Annotated in this window: 20 protein-coding genes; 10 read left to right on the forward strand and 10 right to left on the reverse strand. The window is 66.3% G+C overall.

The features are described from left to right. Window positions 1-132: 132 nt before the first annotated feature. Window positions 133-1,680 (forward strand): Do family serine endopeptidase, encoded by a 1,548-nt coding sequence (locus tag WCL10_RS00425; RefSeq protein ID WP_336893633.1) that lies wholly within the window; start codon window positions 133-135, stop codon window positions 1,678-1,680. A 66-nt stretch (window positions 1,681-1,746) separates the two neighbouring features. Here WCL10_RS00425 and WCL10_RS00430 read toward each other — a convergent pair whose 3' ends face one another. Both WCL10_RS00430 and WCL10_RS00435 read right to left on the reverse strand, forming a co-directional pair. Then, window positions 1,747-2,121 carry a limonene-1,2-epoxide hydrolase family protein gene (locus tag WCL10_RS00430; protein WP_336893634.1) on the reverse strand — a complete coding sequence of 125 codons (375 nt, stop codon included), beginning with the start codon at window positions 2,119-2,121 and terminating at the stop codon, window positions 1,747-1,749. A gap of 76 nt (window positions 2,122-2,197) precedes the next feature. Next, window positions 2,198-3,022: a helix-turn-helix transcriptional regulator gene (locus WCL10_RS00435; protein WP_336893635.1), complete on the reverse strand. Its 825-nt coding sequence runs from the start codon at window positions 3,020-3,022 to the stop codon at window positions 2,198-2,200. A 108-nt stretch (window positions 3,023-3,130) separates the two neighbouring features. On the opposite strand from WCL10_RS00435, the gene WCL10_RS00440 reads away from it, so the two are divergent. Then, window positions 3,131-3,556: a hypothetical protein gene (locus WCL10_RS00440; RefSeq protein ID WP_336893636.1), complete on the forward strand. Its 426-nt coding sequence runs from the start codon at window positions 3,131-3,133 to the stop codon at window positions 3,554-3,556. Between the two features lies 1 nt (window position 3,557). On the opposite strand, the gene WCL10_RS00445 is transcribed toward WCL10_RS00440, so the two are convergent. Together WCL10_RS00445 and msrB are read right to left on the reverse strand one after the other, a co-directional pair. Next, on the reverse strand, window positions 3,558-5,687 hold the full coding sequence (locus WCL10_RS00445; protein WP_336893637.1) for a PBP1A family penicillin-binding protein: 2,130 nt from the start codon (window positions 5,685-5,687) through the stop codon (window positions 3,558-3,560). A gap of 150 nt (window positions 5,688-5,837) precedes the next feature. Next, complete coding sequence (msrB, locus tag WCL10_RS00450; protein ID WP_336893638.1) at window positions 5,838-6,236, reverse strand: peptide-methionine (R)-S-oxide reductase MsrB; 399 nt, start codon at window positions 6,234-6,236, stop codon at window positions 5,838-5,840. A 118-nt stretch (window positions 6,237-6,354) separates the two neighbouring features. Here msrB and WCL10_RS00455 point away from each other — a divergent pair, with 118 nt between their 5' ends. Further along, window positions 6,355-6,750 carry a hypothetical protein gene (locus tag WCL10_RS00455; protein WP_336893639.1) on the forward strand — a complete coding sequence of 132 codons (396 nt, stop codon included), beginning with the start codon at window positions 6,355-6,357 and terminating at the stop codon, window positions 6,748-6,750. A 21-nt stretch (window positions 6,751-6,771) separates the two neighbouring features. Here the strand turns inward: WCL10_RS00455 and WCL10_RS00460 are convergent, their stop codons facing one another. From WCL10_RS00460 to WCL10_RS00475, 4 genes are all read right to left on the reverse strand, one after another. Beyond that, complete coding sequence (locus tag WCL10_RS00460) at window positions 6,772-7,221, reverse strand: NfeD family protein (protein WP_336893640.1); 450 nt, start codon at window positions 7,219-7,221, stop codon at window positions 6,772-6,774. Between the two features lie 4 nt (window positions 7,222-7,225). Beyond that, window positions 7,226-8,248: an SPFH domain-containing protein gene (locus WCL10_RS00465; protein WP_336893641.1), complete on the reverse strand. Its 1,023-nt coding sequence runs from the start codon at window positions 8,246-8,248 to the stop codon at window positions 7,226-7,228. A 32-nt stretch (window positions 8,249-8,280) separates the two neighbouring features. Next, window positions 8,281-8,982: a hypothetical protein gene (locus WCL10_RS00470; RefSeq protein WP_336893642.1), complete on the reverse strand. Its 702-nt coding sequence runs from the start codon at window positions 8,980-8,982 to the stop codon at window positions 8,281-8,283. 149 nt (window positions 8,983-9,131) lie between these two features. After that, window positions 9,132-9,482 (reverse strand): hypothetical protein, encoded by a 351-nt coding sequence (locus tag WCL10_RS00475; protein WP_336893643.1) that lies wholly within the window; start codon window positions 9,480-9,482, stop codon window positions 9,132-9,134. Between the two features lie 206 nt (window positions 9,483-9,688). Between WCL10_RS00475 and WCL10_RS00480 the strand changes: the two genes are divergently transcribed. After that, entirely contained in the window at window positions 9,689-10,195 is a 507-nt protein-coding gene (locus tag WCL10_RS00480; protein WP_336893644.1) for a helix-turn-helix domain-containing protein, read from the forward strand. A 138-nt stretch (window positions 10,196-10,333) separates the two neighbouring features. On the opposite strand, the gene WCL10_RS00485 is transcribed toward WCL10_RS00480, so the two are convergent. After that, window positions 10,334-10,657 carry a UrcA family protein gene (locus tag WCL10_RS00485; RefSeq protein ID WP_336893645.1) on the reverse strand — a complete coding sequence of 108 codons (324 nt, stop codon included), beginning with the start codon at window positions 10,655-10,657 and terminating at the stop codon, window positions 10,334-10,336. A 262-nt stretch (window positions 10,658-10,919) separates the two neighbouring features. Between WCL10_RS00485 and WCL10_RS00490 the strand changes: the two genes are divergently transcribed. The 6 genes from WCL10_RS00490 to WCL10_RS00515 all read left to right on the forward strand — a co-directional run bounded on the left by WCL10_RS00490 (window position 10,920) and on the right by WCL10_RS00515 (window position 14,174). Continuing rightward, window positions 10,920-11,210 carry a hypothetical protein gene (locus WCL10_RS00490; RefSeq protein ID WP_336893646.1) on the forward strand — a complete coding sequence of 97 codons (291 nt, stop codon included), beginning with the start codon at window positions 10,920-10,922 and terminating at the stop codon, window positions 11,208-11,210. A 10-nt stretch (window positions 11,211-11,220) separates the two neighbouring features. Beyond that, window positions 11,221-11,964, forward strand: coding sequence for a metallophosphoesterase (locus tag WCL10_RS00495; protein WP_336893647.1), 744 nt, complete (start codon window positions 11,221-11,223; stop codon window positions 11,962-11,964). Window positions 11,965-12,414: 450 nt separating this feature from the next. Then, window positions 12,415-13,053 (forward strand): hypothetical protein, encoded by a 639-nt coding sequence (locus WCL10_RS00500; protein WP_336893648.1) that lies wholly within the window; start codon window positions 12,415-12,417, stop codon window positions 13,051-13,053. A gap of 306 nt (window positions 13,054-13,359) precedes the next feature. Then, entirely contained in the window at window positions 13,360-13,614 is a 255-nt protein-coding gene (gene infA, locus WCL10_RS00505) for a translation initiation factor IF-1 (RefSeq protein ID WP_336893649.1), read from the forward strand. A 118-nt stretch (window positions 13,615-13,732) separates the two neighbouring features. Further along, window positions 13,733-13,897: a hypothetical protein gene (locus WCL10_RS00510; RefSeq protein WP_336893650.1), complete on the forward strand. Its 165-nt coding sequence runs from the start codon at window positions 13,733-13,735 to the stop codon at window positions 13,895-13,897. Between the two features lie 70 nt (window positions 13,898-13,967). Continuing rightward, entirely contained in the window at window positions 13,968-14,174 is a 207-nt protein-coding gene (locus WCL10_RS00515; RefSeq protein WP_336893651.1) for a hypothetical protein, read from the forward strand. A 33-nt stretch (window positions 14,175-14,207) separates the two neighbouring features. Here the strand turns inward: WCL10_RS00515 and WCL10_RS00520 are convergent, their stop codons facing one another. Next, entirely contained in the window at window positions 14,208-14,822 is a 615-nt protein-coding gene (locus WCL10_RS00520) for a cytochrome c family protein (protein WP_336893652.1), read from the reverse strand. Window positions 14,823-14,964: the final 142 nt, after the last annotated feature.

The raw sequence follows: 14,964 nt of genomic DNA on the forward strand, positions 1-14,964 counted from the left end.
TCCCGGTTAAGGCGCTGAATAGTGAAAACGAAGCCGCCCGGAATCGGAGCACGGAATCGGAACAGGGACTTGTAACGGTATCTGGGCGCGCGTGACCTGCGCGCCGCCGCACATTTGAAGAGGAAATGCCACGTGCGATACGCTTATGGAGTGACTACGGCGCTGCTCCTCGCCGGCAGCGCGCTGACCCTGACAACGGGCTTCCCGGCCGGTGCCCAGGTGGCCCAGAACGATTCGGCCCAGATGCAGACCGTCGTCCCGCGCGGCGGGGCCCCGGCCAGCTTTGCCGACCTTACCCAGCAGCTCAAGCCTGCCGTGGTCAACATCTCCACCCGCCAGCGGGTGAAGGTGCAGAACACCAATCCCTTCGCTGGCACACCCTTCAGCGACCTGTTCGGCGGCGGACAGGGCGGCGGCGGTGGTGGCGGCGCGCAGACGCGCGAGGCGCAATCGCTCGGCGCGGGCTTCATCATCTCCGCCGACGGCTACGTTGTCACCAACAACCACGTGATCACCGCAGAAGGTCAGGGTGAGATCGAATCGATCACCGTGACCATGACCGACGGCACGGACTACCCGGCCAAGCTGATTGGCCGCGATGCGGCATCGGATCTCGCGGTGCTCAAGATCAGCGGCGCCAAGCCGTTTCCGTTCGTGAAGTTCGGCGATTCGCGCACCGCGCGCGTCGGTGACTGGATCATCGCGATCGGCAACCCCTATGGCCTTGGCGGCACGGTGACGAGCGGGATCATTTCGGCGGTCTATCGCAACACCGGCACGGGCTCGGCCTATGATCGCTATCTCCAGACCGACGCCTCGATCAACCGCGGCAATTCGGGCGGACCGATGTTCGACATGGCCGGCAACGTGATCGGCATCAACAACGCGATCTTCTCGCCCACCGGCGGCAGCGTCGGCATCGGCTTTGCCATTCCGGCGGAAATCGCCGCACCCATCGTCGAAAAGCTGCGCAGCGGCCAGGCGATCGATCGCGGCTATCTCGGCGTGCAGATCCAGCAGCTGTCCGACGATCTGGCGGCCAGCCTTGGTCTTGCCAAGAACCGGGGCGAGTTCATCCAGTCGGTTGTGGCCGGGCAAGGCGCGGCCAAGGCCGGGATGCAGCCGGGCGATGTGGTCGTGAGGGTCGATGGCAAGGACGTGACGCCGGACCAGACGCTCTCGTTCATCGTTGCCAACACCGCGCCCGGCAAGCGTATCCCGATCGAGCTCATTCGCAACGGCCAGCGCCTCACGGTGCAGGCGGTTGTCGGCAAGCGGCCGAGCGAGGAGGAACTGGCGCAGCAGACCTTCGATCCCGATACCCAGCAAGGCGACGGGTTCGGCGGCCAGGGCAAGCCCAGCAAGCCCGCCGGCCCGGTGGTCCAGCAGGCGCTTGGCATCGCCGTAATCCCGCTGACCCCGCAGATCGCGCGCCAGCTCGGCGCGAGCGAGGATACGAAGGGCGTGGTGATCACCGCGGTCGATGATTCGGCCGATGCCGCGACCAAGGGCCTGCAGCGCGGCGACATCGTGCTGTCCGCCGCCTACAAGCCGGTGATGACCGCCGCCGATCTCGAAGCGGTGGTGCGTCAGGCCAAGGCCGAGAACCGCGAGGCGGTGCTGCTGCGCATCCAGCGCCGCGGCCAGCCGGCCGTCTACCTGCCTATCCGCCTGCGCTGAACCATCGGCGCAAGGCAGCAAGAGGGGCCGGCGAACACCCGTTCGCCGGCCCCTTTGCCTGTGCGCTCAACCGGCAGGCCACTGAGAGAGGATCGTTGCGGCATCGAAATAGTCGCGCCAGTAGGTGATCTGCCCATGGTGCACTTCGAACACGCCCGTCACCGGCAGTTCGACCCACTTGTCATCCAGCCGGTGCCGGTCGAGCCGCTCAAGCATGACCACCGGCCCGGCAGTCACCGCACGCAGCACGCGAAACTCGTTCTCCCTCGTCGGCGCGAAGAACGGCTCCAGCACCGCGCGCACCCCGGCCGGGCCATGTACAGTGCCGATTGGGGGCGGATTGGTGTATTCGCAGGTCTCTGCGATGTATTGCAGTGCCGTTTCGTAATCCAGCGGCTCCATCGCCTTCAGAAAAGCCGTGACTGTTTCGATGGGCTCCATGGTCCTTGATCCTCCTTGTCTTGTGTCTGGGGCGCACTGTGGACCAGTGTTGTAATGAAGCCAATTACCTCGCAGGTCATTGCGGCAAATACGTCACCTCAGGTGGCAACGCCATCTCGCGAAACAGCGCCTCGGTCCCGGCATCGGCTGGAAACAGTGTCTCGATGCGCAACTCATCGGTCGTCACGTCCTGCGCCGTGCCAAACGTGGCGATCACCGCGAACAACGAGATGCGCTGCTCGCCAAGCCCGAGCGTGAAGGGCACCACCGGCAGCAGCGCGGTGTCGCTCGCCGCCCAAAGCGTCTCCGGTTCCTGGAACGGCGCGAGGCTGTCCAGCACCGCCTGCATGTCGGCGCCCGCCAGTTCGTGCGCCTCGCGCACCGCGCGCTGCCACAGCAGCGGGCCGACCGCCGCCCAGTTGGTGACGAAGGGTCGGATGCCTTGCGGGTGAAAAAACAGCCGCATCAGATTGCGGCTTCCGCCACCCACCCGTTCCCAGATATCCTCGCCGAGCAGCGCGGCCAGCGCCTCGAAGGGGCGGTTGGCGACGAGCACGTTCCACGCCCGGTCAAGCGCCAATGCGGGATAGGGCTCGTGCGCGGCGAGCATCATTCTGACCGCGCCCATGACTTGCACCATCTGCGGATCATCGAGCGTGCGCATGCGGTAGAGCGGGGCGAACCCGGCAGCAGTGAGCCACAAGTTTCGCTCGCGCAGCGGCACTTCGAGCGCCTCGCTCAATTGCAGGATCATCGCCCGGCTGGGATTGGCCCGCGCCGATTCAAGGAAGCTGATATGCCGCTGCGAAACGCCCGAGGTGAGCGCGAGATCAAGCTGCGACCAGCGGCGCTTCTGCCGCCATTCCCGCAGCAATCGGGGAAATCCATCGCCCATGTCCATGGCCGCGAATGTCGCAGGGCTGCGCCGCGTCTTCAATAACCTTCGAGGTAATTGATTTGCGGCCGGAGTATGCGCCAGCAAGCCCATCGCAAATCGGAGATACAGGGTATGAGCGCTTTCTGGCAGGCTTGGTTCCAGTTCTGGCTGGTCTCGATGGTGGTGTTCGCCCTGGCCGTCGCGGGCGGGGCGCTGCCCGCGACCGAAGCACCGTTCCGGCTGGGTCTCATGCTGGTGAACGGCGGCGTGCCGGTCGAGCTAGACCCCGCCCTCCGCTTCGTCACCGGCATCCTCGGCGGCGTGTTCCTCGGCTGGATCGTGTTGATGGCGCTGGTGCTGCGCCAGGCCGCCACGCTGGGGGCAGCGGGGCGGCCACTGTGGCAGGCAGCGACCATCGGCATGCTAACCTGGTACATGCTCGACAGCACGCTCTCGGTGCTGACGGGTTTTGCGCTCAATGTCGTGCCCAACAGCCTGGCACTGGTCACGTTCCTGATCGGCATTGCCGGCAGCGGCGTGCTCGTGCGCCGGGCCTGAGTCAGTTCGGCTTGGGGCTCTGCGAGGGCTTGGGTTTGGGACGCGGGGGCTCGTTCTGGCGGCCCGTGGCGCGGTTCAGGAAATCATCGCCTGCCGCAGCGGGCGCCCCTTCCGGCACGGGCACGCCCTGCTCGCCGCTCGGCACCACGCTGTCGGCGCTCGGTGTACGGCCCTGTGCGCCCGGCTCGATGATGTTGCCATCGGGATCGGCGTAGAAGTATCCATCGGGATTGGCCTGCATCGACTCGTCATCGGGTTCGAGCTGCCACTGCGGCAGCTTGACCTCGGTGTCGAACCGCTCGGGCGGCCGCTTGGCGGTCGCAATCTTCATGAAGGCGGCAAAGGCGCGCGCGGGGGCGGTACCGCCCTGAAGACCGGGCACCGGACGCGCATCATCGCGGCCCATCCACACGCCGGTGGTGATCCCGCTCGAGAAGCCGAGGAACCAGCCGTCCTTGTTCGAGCTTGTCGTGCCGGTCTTGCCCGCCACCGGGCGGCCGATCTGCGCGGCGCGGCCCGTGCCGATGCTCACCGCCGATTGCAGCAGATCGGTAATCCCCGCCGCGACATAGTTCGGCACGAGCTGCTGCACCGGGTCGGGCCGGTGGCTGTAGAGCACTTCGCCCTCGGTCGAGGTGATCTTGCGGATGCCATAGGGCGTGATCGCGCTGCCCTTGGCCGAAACTGCAGCAAACGCGCGCACCATGTCGATCACGCGCACATTGGAGGATCCCAGCACCATCGCGGGCATGGTGTTGATCGGGGTCGTGATGCCGAAGCGCCGCGCCATGTTGGCCACCGCGCCGAAACCAACCTCGTTGCCCAGCTGCGCCGCCACGGTGTTCTTCGAATAGGCAAAGGCGCTGCGGACATCGATCTCGCCGGCATACGTCCCGCCCGAATTGCGCGGGCTCCAGCCGTCGATCGTCACCGGCTCGTCCTTGACCTTGGCATCGGGGGTGTACCCGGCCTCCAGCGCGGCGAGATAGACGAACAGCTTCCACGCCGAACCCGGCTGGCGCACCGCATTGACCGCACGGTTGTAGTTCGATGTGACGTAGTCGGTGCCGCCGATCATCGCCAAAACCGCACCGTCACGGTCAAGGCTGACCAGCGCGCCTTGCGCGCCCTTGGGTACATTGGCCTGGATTGCGTCGGTCGCGGCGTGCTGCGCAGCGGGTTCGAGCGTGGTCCAGACCTCGATCGGCTGGTCGTTGTCGGGCAGGACGAGGTCAAGCTGCGGCAGCACCCAGTCGGTGAAATAGCGTGCCGAGTTCTGGCCCTGTTCTGAGGCGAATTTCACGCCCTTGAGATCGACGGCTGCCGATTCGGCCGGAGTGAGCTTGTTGGCCCGAACCATCGTGCCCAGCACGGTTTTCGCGCGCTTTACCGCCGCGTCTGGATCGGCGGTGGGCGAATAGTGCGAGGGCGCCTTGACGAGGCCGGCTATGATCGAGGCCTCGGCCAGGCTGAGCTGCTCGCCGGAATGGCCGAAGAATTTCCGCGCAGCGGAATCGACGCCATAAGCTCCGCCGCCGAAATAGACCTTGTTGAGATAAAGCTCGAGCACCTGGTCCTTGGTGAACTTTCGCTCGATCGCCAGGGCCAGCAACGCCTCGCGAATCTTGCGATCGAAGGTTCGGCTGTTGTTGAGGAAGATGTTGCGCGCCAGCTGCTGGGTGATCGTCGAGGCGCCCTGACGCCACTGCCCATACTGGATCCGCACCCAGACCGAGCGCGCGATACCGACCGGATCGACGCCCCAGTGATCCTCGAAGCGGCGATCCTCGACCGAAAGGATCGCGTCCTTGAGCGTCTGGGGAATGCGCTCATAAGGCACCCATCGCCCGTAGCTGGGCCCGAGGGTGACGATTTCCGACCCGTCGCTGGCGCGGACCACGATGGTCTGGCCGGTCTGGGTCGATTTCATCCGCTCGTAGCTGGGCAGCGAGCGCTCCGTGACAAAGACCGCGACCGCCAGTGCCATCGCCGCCAGCAAGGTAAGCGCCGTACCCCACACTAGCAGCCGGCGCAGCCAGCGGCCGAGAAACGAGGTCTGGCCCGGCTCACGCTCGCGCGGCGCAGGGCTGCGCTCCGGATCGGAGCGGCGGGGGAAATCCCGTCTGGCCATCAGCTTTGCGTCAGCTCCCTTATGCGGCCCACTGCCTGGTCGAGACAGTCGCGCCTGCCCTCGGCGCCTGATGCATAGGCGATTCCGAACACAGCGTTAACCCGCCGCACACCACACTATCGGGGACAAGCCGGAATACGCCCGCCCGGCTTAATCTTCCGGCGTGAAATCGAGCGACGCGCTGTTCATGCAGTAGCGCAGGCCGGTCGGCCCGGGGCCATCGGGAAAGACATGGCCAAGGTGCCCGTCGCAGCGCGCACAGCGCACTTCGGTGCGGATCATGCCATGGCTCACGTCGCGGTGCTCATCGACCGCTTCGGGCTCGACCGGCGCGGTGAAGCTCGGCCAGCCCGAGCCGCTATCGTACTTGGTGGCGGATTCGAACAGCGGCGCACCGCAGCCGGCGCAGTGGTACTGGCCGGTCAGCTTGTTCTTCTCGTACTTGCCGGTGAAGGCCCGTTCGGTACCGCCCTGGCGCAGGACCTGATACTGCTCGGGCGAAAGCCGCGCGCGCCATTCGGCATCGGTCAGGTTCATCTTGTCGGGCATGGATCGGATCTCCTCTGGCCTCGCCAATATGGAATCGCCGCGCGCGCGGGACAAGGCCATGCACCGAAACTTTACTCCGCCCGGCTAGCGTCGCGCTCGCAATCGGAAAGGTGCGGCGATGGCCCGGCGCGGAATGGGTGTGTCCTCGATCGTTACGGGGTTCGGCTTCTATTTTCTGGCCCGGCGCATCGAGTTGCTGGGCGACCTCTCACCGATCGGATCGGAAGCGCGCCTCGGCTACCATTCGGCCGCGCTGGCGCTGATCGTGATCGCGCTGGTCGCTTTCCTTCGCGGCGGGCTTGCCGCGTTCCGCACGATCACCGGGCGTGCCGCCGCGCCCGCCCGGAAGAAGTCGCGCATGGCTGAAATCGCGGACGAGGAAATCTCCTCGTTCGATGCCGATGCGGCGCTTGCCCGCTACATGCAGCAGAACAGGTCCGAACCCCGGCCCGCGGCTCCGATCCCCGCGCCGCCCGCGCCGGTGAGGACCGGCTTCGGCCGCAAGGCGGTCTGACCGCGCCCGCGCAGGGCGGCTTCAGTTGAGGTGCTCGACCAGCAGCACCGTCCCCTCATGTCCCGAAATCCGCATGCGCGTGCCGGGCTGCGCATCGGGCCCGCGCGCCAGCCATTCGGTATCGCCATGACGCACGCGCCCACTGCCGCCCTCGATAACATGCGTGACGACCACGCTCTGGCCGACGATCTGCCCGCCACGATCATTGAGCATGGGATCGGCGCTCGTCACCGGATGGCGGAGCACCCAGCGCCGCCCTGCTGCCAGCGAGAGCGCGCATAGCACGACGAAGAGCAGAATCTCCGCCTCAAGCCCGACCGGAAGGGCTGCCGCGACCAGCCCGGTAATGAGCGCTGCCGCCGCCAGCCAGATCAGGAAATAGCCCGGCGCCGCGATCTCGGCGATGGCAAGCGCCACACCCAGCGCCATCCAGCCCCAGTGGAGGCCCAGAAGTTCGGTCAGCAGCGTCATCGGCTCAGCCTTGCGCCGAGGGCGGGGGCGATGGCGGCGGGGCTGGCGGCGTTGGCGCCACGCGCGGCACCCGCGGGCTGCTCGGCGGCGGCGCGCCGGGCTTCGGGCTCAGTGCATCGCCCAGCAGGTCGCCAATCCCCCCCAGCGCGCCGACCAGCTGCGTCGCCTCGATCGGGAAGAGGATCGTCTTGGCATTGGGCGAGGTCGCAAACTCCTTCACTGCCTCGACGTATTTCTGCGCGATGAAGTAGTTGAGCGCCTGCGTACCCGAGGAGGCGATCGCGTCCGAGACCACCGCCGTCGCCCGCGCTTCGGCTTCGGCAGAGCGTTCACGCGCCTCGGCGTCGCGGAACGCGGCTTCCTTTCGCCCCTCGGCCTCAAGGATCTGCGCTTGCTTCTGCCCTTCGGCCTTGAGGATTTCCGATGCGCGCGAGCCTTCCGCCTCGAGGATCTGCGCGCGCTTCTCGCGCTCGGCCTTCATCTGGCGGGCCATGGCATTGGAAATGTCGGCCGGCGGGCGGATATCCTTGATCTCGACGCGGGTGATCTTGAGGCCCCAGGGCGAGGTTGCATGGTCGACCACGTTGAGCAGGCGCGCATTGATTTCGTCGCGCTTCGACAGTGTCTCATCGAGGTCCATCGAGCCCATCACCGTGCGCAAGTTCGTTGTGGTGAGCTGCATGATCGCGACATAGAGGTTCGAAACCTCGTAGGCCGCCTTGCCCGCATCGAGCACCTGGAAGAACACGATCGCATCGACGCCAACCATCGCGTTGTCGCGCGTGATGATCTCCTGCCCGGGGATATCCAGCACTTGCTCCATCATGTTGACCTTGTGGCCGACCCGGTCGATGAACGGCACGATGAAGTGGAGCCCGGGCTGTGCAGCGAGCGAATAGCGGCCCAGCCGTTCGATCGTGTAGACATGGCCCTGCCGGACCACACGGATGCCCATGGCGAGATAGATCACCGCCAGGCCCACGATCAGGATCAGCACCGCTTCCACGTCTTGTCCCTCCCAGTCCATTCCGGCCCGAAGTTAGCCCAAGCCGCGCCCGATCAGTAGTGCGATTTCGCATCCGGCGCGGCCAGATCGTAACAATGGGCGATATCGTAGTTGTCGACACCGCCCGGGCGAGCGGCCGCATCGGCGCGCATCGCGTCGCGCGCAGCTTCGAGCGCGGCATCGGCGCCGTCCCCGCTCTTGCCGGCGGCGATGAAGGCGCTGCGCGCGCGCGAGGCAAGCACTTGCGCCAGTGTCTGCAGATCGCGCGCCGAGCTGCCTTGCGGCTGGCGCATGCGCTCTTCTTCGTAGGCAAGCGTGAGGATCGCGGTGCATTGGGCAAGATCGGGCGTCTGGAGCGGCGGCACCACTGCATCGAGCCGGGCGAGGCAGGGTTTGACCGCACCGGTCAGTTCGCGGTCCGGATCGGCAGCAGCGCGGCGCTGCATTTCGGCGACTTCGGCCACAAGAAGATCGCGCACCGCGCCTTGCGTCATCCCGCCCTGCTCGACCGCGCGCGTGCCGGTATCGGCGAAGAAGCGCTTGCCCCGCACCGCCAGGGGGGGGAGCGCCATGGCGGCAGCGCTGCCCCGCGCCTGTTCGGAAGCGGCGATGGCAAAGGCCGCCGCACAGTGCAGGTCGGCGCGCAGCTGGGCATCAGGCGCCGCCGGCTGGGACGGCGCGGCCTGGATCGGCGAGGAGGCGGGCGCGAGGATCAGCGCGGCGGCGGAGAGGATACGCAGCATCAGGCGTAGCATAGGCCCGCGCCTCCAGGCCGTCTCGCACAAAAAAAAGCGGCTGCGGACAGCCAGGGAGACTGTGCCGCAGCCGCGTCAGGGGGCGCGCTTAAGGGTGTGAGTGGAGTGCGCGCGCTGAAGAGACGGTTGGAATGAGTGAAGCGGGTCGATCAGGCCTTGGGCGTGTTGCAGCGGGCCATGTCTTCGGCCGCCAGTTCACCCTTGGGGGTGACGAAGCGATTGATCGTGCCGACCTTGGCGGCCAGCTTGGTGCAGACCACGACCGGGCGGGCGGTATCCTGCGCGGCCGAGCACGAATCCCCGGCGCAGTTCCACAGGATGTCGCCCAGCATGAGCTTGGCAGGCTTGGCGACGGGCGCGGCGAGCGTGACAGAGTAGTACGAGCTCGCATCGGCAGCGCGCGACGGAGTCGCGGTTACCGCAAAGCTCGCGGCGGTGCCGACGAGCGCGAGAACGGCCGGGAGCAGCTGACGCAGCGCGCTGTTACGGATGGCAGTCATTGGATTTCCCCTTTGGCATTTTTTGACAGTGTCTTGCCCGGAAACTGCGGGGTTGGTGGACCGGGTGGATGCACTTGAGCACCTGCCCGGTCCGCCTGGTGGAGAGGATGCGATTTCCGTTGCGAATCGATACCTACCTGATTAGGTTTCGAGTTGCAACTAGAAACTTACATTGCGGTCGCGATTGGAGTATGAAACAAAGCGTCATGGAAAAACTTCGCGAATCCCTCGCCGATCTGGCCGCCTGCGGCCTTCCCTGTGCGCTTGAAGCGATGGGGGAGCGATGGTCGTTCATGATCCTGCGCGCCGCGTTCAACGGCATCCGCCATTTCGAGGATTTCCTCGAATCGCTCGGCATCGCGCGCAATATCCTCTCCAACCGGCTGTCGCGGCTGGTCGAGGCTGGCATTCTGAAGCGCGAGCACTGCGCGGATGACCGCCGCCGGATCGAATACCGGCTGACGCCCAAGGGCCTCGATCTGCTCCCCGCCATGCTGGCGCTGCGACAGTGGGGCGAGAAGTGGGAAATGAACGTGCCGGCCAATCCGGTGCTGTGCGATTGCCGCGACGGTCTGCCGATCGCGCCGATCACTATCCGCGCGCATGACGATCGCGTTCTGGCGGGCGAGGATCTGATCTGGCGCGAATGGCGCGACGTCGAGGCCAGCGCCGAGGCGGCGAGCACGACCCACCGCGCTTTCGTCCGCCCCTGAAAAAGCGGGCCGCCGCCCGGCCCGGGTCCTGGGGGCAGGAGCCTCGGGTTGGCGGCGACCCTTCACGCCGGTCGCGGAGGGGACTGGATTCCGCTGGCCGGAACGTTCCGTATAGTCTTGCCCGGTGAGGCCGCGCGTTCAGCGCGCCGCCACCTTGACCGTGCCGAGGCTGGCCATCGTGCGCTGCGCGGACTGCAACGCATCGCGGTAGCAGCGGCGCGCCGCCATCGCCTCGTTGAGCGGGTGCGGGCCGGTGTTCGTATCGCAGACCGCAGAGGCAGCGCGGCGCAGGCGGCTATCGAGCCGAGCCTGACCCTGCTTCGTGGTGAGATCGAGATCGGCGTAGGGAACAAGGCGGTGCTGCACCGTCAGTTCGGGGTTGGCCGGCGCCTGGGCAGCGGCAGGCTGGGTGCAGAGAACGAGGCCAGCAAGGCCCGCGGCGATCAGAGAAGTCTTGAGCATGGCAGTATCCTTCGCTTGGGTTACACGTTTTGCCTTGCCGCTGCGGGCGGCTGAGCGGAGCATCGGTGGAGCGGGCCGGTCCGGTTCAGGGGGCCTTGCCACCGCCGCATACCCATTCTGCTAGGCGAATCGCGCCGCGCATGCGCGCCGGGCTCGACCGGGCCGCCCGACCTGCCGACAAACCGCGCGGACGCCCGACGAACTGCCGATCCGGGCCCACGAGCGACAGGCGCCGCGCGTCCTCGGGGTGACAGGACCATGCGTGGCGCCTATCCTCTCGCCGGGCATGGCGATTCTGATCATCTTCCTGCTAGGCGTCGGCAACTTCGCGCTGCACCGGGCCATCATGGAAAGCGGCCATCCGCTGCTTGAGCTGATGCCGTGGCTGGACCACGCGCTCAGCCGCGCCCTTTCGCTGGTGATCGAGTTCCTGATGCTGCTCGGCGGGCTGGTGCTGGCATCCGAGGGCATCGTGTGGGGCGCGTTTGCCTATCTCACCTACAGCCTGCTCAATGCGGTTTCGGCTTGGCTTATCCTCTCGGGGCGGGTCTAGAGCGCGCGTCATGACCCGCCTGTTCCATATCAGCGACGTCCATTTCGGGCTGGAAGACACTGCCGCACTGGCCTGGGTGGCCGACTGCGTTGCGCGCGAACGGCCCGATGCCGTGGCCATCACCGGCGATCTCACCATGCGCGCCCGCCACCGCGAATTCGCCGCCGCCGCCGCTTGGATCCGCGCGCTGGACGTGCCGGTCACGGTCGAAGTCGGCAACCACGACCTGCCCTATTTCAACCTCGCCGAGCGTTTTCTCGATCCCTATCGCCGCTTCCGCGCGCTGCAGGCTGCGGTCGGGCACGGGGCCAATCTGCCCGGCCTGGCCCTGATCCCGCTCAAGACGACGGCACGCGCGCAGACCCGGCTCAACTGGTCCAAGGGCCGCGTCGGCGAACGCAGCCTCGCCGCATGCCTTGCCGCGATCGACGCGCTGCCGCCGGGGACCCGTGCGCTTGTCGCCTGCCACCACCCGCTGGTCGAGACGGGAACGCACGGCAAGGCGCTGACCCGCGGCGGATCGCGCGCACTTGCCGCGCTGGCGGGGCGCAGGGTGCTGGCCGTGCTCTCGGGCCATGTCCACGATGCCTTCGATCTGGTGCACGAGACAGAGCAGGGCCCTGTGCGGATGATCGGCGCAGGCACGCTGTCGCAGCGCCTGCGCGCCACACCGGCGGGCTTCAACGAACTGACCTTCGCCGACGGCGCGCTGACGGTGCGCCTGCGCAGCAGGGCCTCCACCTGCACTGGCTAGGCACCGGATCAGAATTATATCTATGGTTATATTTTCATTTACTTTTTTGCATGGACTTCTCACGCAGGCCTTACGGTCCCGCTGAGCATTTCTTTACCTTGGCCCGGATAAAAGCAGGATTTCAGCCGCTCCGCAGTGCCAAGGCCGGGCCCATCTCATTAAGACATTCTCGCGCTCCCGGCCAAATTCGGGCCGCGTATGCTAGCCATGGAAGGCGGCTGCGTCGGCCGGGACATACCGCCGCCCTCTTGCCTTGTGGACACAGTACCAGGAACCCGGCATGATCGACAGTTGGGTAAAATGACCTACAATTCGATAGGTCAAAAGCACAATGGCCACCGCGCGTTGTTCGCGTCCGGTCTCGCCACCCGCGTGTCGCGGGCGCTGCCTTCCTGTTCCTCGCATCGGTACCCCGTCATGCGCCAGCCCTGTTCCATCCGCTACCTGTCGATGAACGACCTTCATCGCGGTGCGCGCGACACCTGGCTCCAGGACGCGTTCACCAATGTGGAATATCACACCTTCGCCGATCTCGAGACGGGCTTCCTTTCGGTGGCCGAGCGTGACTACGCAGTGCTGATCATCGGCGGCAACGACCCGGTGCGCACCGCCCGGTTTCTCAAGGCCAACCGGCCTATCCTCGAGCTCAAGGCAAAGATCGCGCTGATGCACCGCAGCCATGCGATCAAGCGGGCCAAAGTGCTCAACGCCGGGTTCGACGACGTGTTCGACAGCGCGCGGATGAGCCCCGAGGAAGCGCAAGCCCGCAGCGCCGCGATCATCGCGCGCTACCGTGCATCGGCCGATGTGGTGCGCAGCGAGCAGGAGCTGACCGACGTGCTCGGCCGCGTGGCCCACGTGCATCTGCTCGGCAAACGCGAGCGGCAATTGCTGGTACTGCTCACCGCCCGGATCGGCGAACCGGTGACCTACTACCGGCTGAGGACCTCGCTGGGACGTAACAACGAGGAGATATCCTACAACTATCTCAAGGTGCTCGCCTCGAACGTGCGCGCCAAGCTCAAGCCGCCCTATGTGATCCTGCCCAGCGACCACAATGCCTACCGCATCGTCCGGATGAAGGACTGACCCAAGCCTTGGCGCGCAGGCTGTTCCGGCGCCCGACCTTGACTTTCGCCCCCTCGGCGCCTACCTGAATAGGGCTAACGTCGCCTGCGACGGAAATGTCATGCGCCGGATCGTCGATCCGGGCCGGGTTTTCCCCTCTCACGCCACCAGCACCGGCCGCACCGTTTGCGGACGTGTATCCTGTATTCGTGAAAGGAGGCTGTGATGCTCTCAGGCACCAGCTACAATAATACTCCGGCAGGCCGCATGGCCCTTGCTGCGCTTCCCGCCAATCCCCGCACCGCTCCCCATGGGGCTTGCTGAGGCATGGCAAAGGAAGACGTGCTCACCCTCGACGGCCAGATCGACGAAATCCTCCCTGATGGACGCTTCGGCGTGATGCTCGAGAACGAGCACCGGATCATCGCATACACCGCGGGCAAGATGCGCAAGTTCCGCATCCGCTCGATTGTGGGCGACCGCGTGAAAGTGGAAATGACGCCCTACGACCTGACCAAGGGCCGTATCGTCTTCCGCGAGAAAGTTGCAGGCGGCGGCGCCGCGTTCAAGAAGCGGCGCTGAGCCGGCTTCTCTTCAGAGCGCAAGCCCACACCGGCCCGCATGCGGCGCGTGAGAACCCTCGCGCGCGGGCGGGCCACCATACCCTGATAACCGGCGCGCAAGACGCGCCAAGGACCTTATGAAAACGACACTTGCTATCCAACATCCCTTCACGATCAGCCACAGCTTCATGCCAGGCAGCCGCACGCCCGCGCCGACCCGCCCCCGGACCACGACGCGGCGCACCTCTCCGGTGCTTTCGGCCCAGGAACTGCGGCAGATCGTCGGGCAAATGATCGATTGACCGCATCGGCAAGGCGGGCAGCCGGAACCCGGCCCCGCCTGCCAAAACCCCGCCCAGGAGAACCAGCATCATGACCGCGACCGAGGATTTCTACATCCGGCAGGCCGAGCTTTGCAGCAAGGCGGCGGGCGAGACCAAGCTGGCGAATCAGCGCGATACGTTCCTGCGTTCGCAAAGCGCCTGGGAGCAACTCGCCGAACGGGAAAAGTCCACGCAGGCCGCGCGCGTGCTGCGTGAAAGCGAAAAGTCGCAGTCCGGATTGCTGGACGCGGAGTAGAGCCCCGGGCCGGCTTCCGGCCCGGGCTCTCGCTTACTCGGCGGCTTTGCTTGCCTCGGGGGCAGCCGCGCTCGCATCGGCCGCCGGAGCTTCGGCTGCCGGAGCCGCAGCGGCTTCTGCCGCCGGAAGCGGCAGGTTGCTGCCCTGCGAGTTCAGATAAAGGATAACGTCAGCGCGCTGCTGCGGATCTCCGAGGCCTGCGAACGACATCTTGGTACCGGTCGCGTACTTGGCGGGCGAGGTCAGCCACTCATCGAGGCTGGCGAAATCCCACTTGCCGCCCTTGCCCTTGAGCGCATCCGAGAAGGCATATCCGCCACGGCCCGCAGCCTGGGCTTCGCCGACCACGCCCCACAGGTTCGGACCGATGCCATTGGCCCCGCCCTGTGCGATCGTGTGGCAGGCCTTGCACTTGGCAAAGGTGGCCTCGCCCTTGGCGGCATCGCCCTTGGCCAGACGTACAGCAATCGGTTCGACTGCAGCGGCGCCGCCGGCTTCGGCCTCGACGCCCTCGATCGTGTAGCCCATCTTCGCGGGGCGGTTTTCCTTGTCGGCCAGGTAGTAGTGAGCCGAGAGGCTCGACAGCCCCAGCGCAACGATGCCGCCGAACAAGGTCCAACCGGCAATGGTATTGAAACGATCGTCCATTCCGAGCCCCATATGGAGTTTGCGCCCGCGAGCAGCGCCAAAAGTCGCCGCCGCTCTAGTCACGCCCCCGCGTGGGCGCAAGAGTGATTGCACAGGAGATTGCAAGGGCTTGGCAGACACGTTTCGCCCCAAAGCCGCGCGG

Source organism: Novosphingobium sp., from assembly GCF_037133355.1.
In the GTDB taxonomy this organism is placed as follows: domain Bacteria; phylum Pseudomonadota; class Alphaproteobacteria; order Sphingomonadales; family Sphingomonadaceae; genus Novosphingobium.

Bases quoted from the DNA above. Each gene is read 5' to 3' on its own strand.
- WCL10_RS00430 (WP_336893634.1), bottom strand. From the start codon at position 2,121: ATGGAGCCCATCGAAACAGTCACGGCTTTTCTGAAGGCGATGGAGCCG.
- WCL10_RS00435 (WP_336893635.1), bottom strand. From the start codon at position 3,022: ATGGACATGGGCGATGGATTTCCCCGATTGCTGCGGGAATGGCGGCAG.
- WCL10_RS00440 (WP_336893636.1), top strand. From the start codon at position 3,131: ATGAGCGCTTTCTGGCAGGCTTGGTTCCAGTTCTGGCTGGTCTCGATG.
- WCL10_RS00445 (WP_336893637.1), bottom strand. From the start codon at position 5,687: ATGGCCAGACGGGATTTCCCCCGCCGCTCCGATCCGGAGCGCAGCCCT.
- msrB (WP_336893638.1), bottom strand. From the start codon at position 6,236: ATGCCCGACAAGATGAACCTGACCGATGCCGAATGGCGCGCGCGGCTT.
- WCL10_RS00455 (WP_336893639.1), top strand. From the start codon at position 6,355: ATGGCCCGGCGCGGAATGGGTGTGTCCTCGATCGTTACGGGGTTCGGC.
- WCL10_RS00460 (WP_336893640.1), bottom strand. From the start codon at position 7,221: ATGACGCTGCTGACCGAACTTCTGGGCCTCCACTGGGGCTGGATGGCG.
- WCL10_RS00465 (WP_336893641.1), bottom strand. From the start codon at position 8,248: ATGGACTGGGAGGGACAAGACGTGGAAGCGGTGCTGATCCTGATCGTG.
- WCL10_RS00470 (WP_336893642.1), bottom strand. From the start codon at position 8,982: ATGCTACGCCTGATGCTGCGTATCCTCTCCGCCGCCGCGCTGATCCTC.
- WCL10_RS00475 (WP_336893643.1), bottom strand. From the start codon at position 9,482: ATGACTGCCATCCGTAACAGCGCGCTGCGTCAGCTGCTCCCGGCCGTT.
- WCL10_RS00480 (WP_336893644.1), top strand. From the start codon at position 9,689: ATGGAAAAACTTCGCGAATCCCTCGCCGATCTGGCCGCCTGCGGCCTT.
- WCL10_RS00485 (WP_336893645.1), bottom strand. From the start codon at position 10,657: ATGCTCAAGACTTCTCTGATCGCCGCGGGCCTTGCTGGCCTCGTTCTC.
- WCL10_RS00495 (WP_336893647.1), top strand. From the start codon at position 11,221: ATGACCCGCCTGTTCCATATCAGCGACGTCCATTTCGGGCTGGAAGAC.
- WCL10_RS00500 (WP_336893648.1), top strand. From the start codon at position 12,415: ATGAACGACCTTCATCGCGGTGCGCGCGACACCTGGCTCCAGGACGCG.
- infA (WP_336893649.1), top strand. From the start codon at position 13,360: ATGGCAAAGGAAGACGTGCTCACCCTCGACGGCCAGATCGACGAAATC.
- WCL10_RS00510 (WP_336893650.1), top strand. From the start codon at position 13,733: ATGAAAACGACACTTGCTATCCAACATCCCTTCACGATCAGCCACAGC.
- WCL10_RS00515 (WP_336893651.1), top strand. From the start codon at position 13,968: ATGACCGCGACCGAGGATTTCTACATCCGGCAGGCCGAGCTTTGCAGC.
- WCL10_RS00520 (WP_336893652.1), bottom strand. From the start codon at position 14,822: ATGGACGATCGTTTCAATACCATTGCCGGTTGGACCTTGTTCGGCGGC.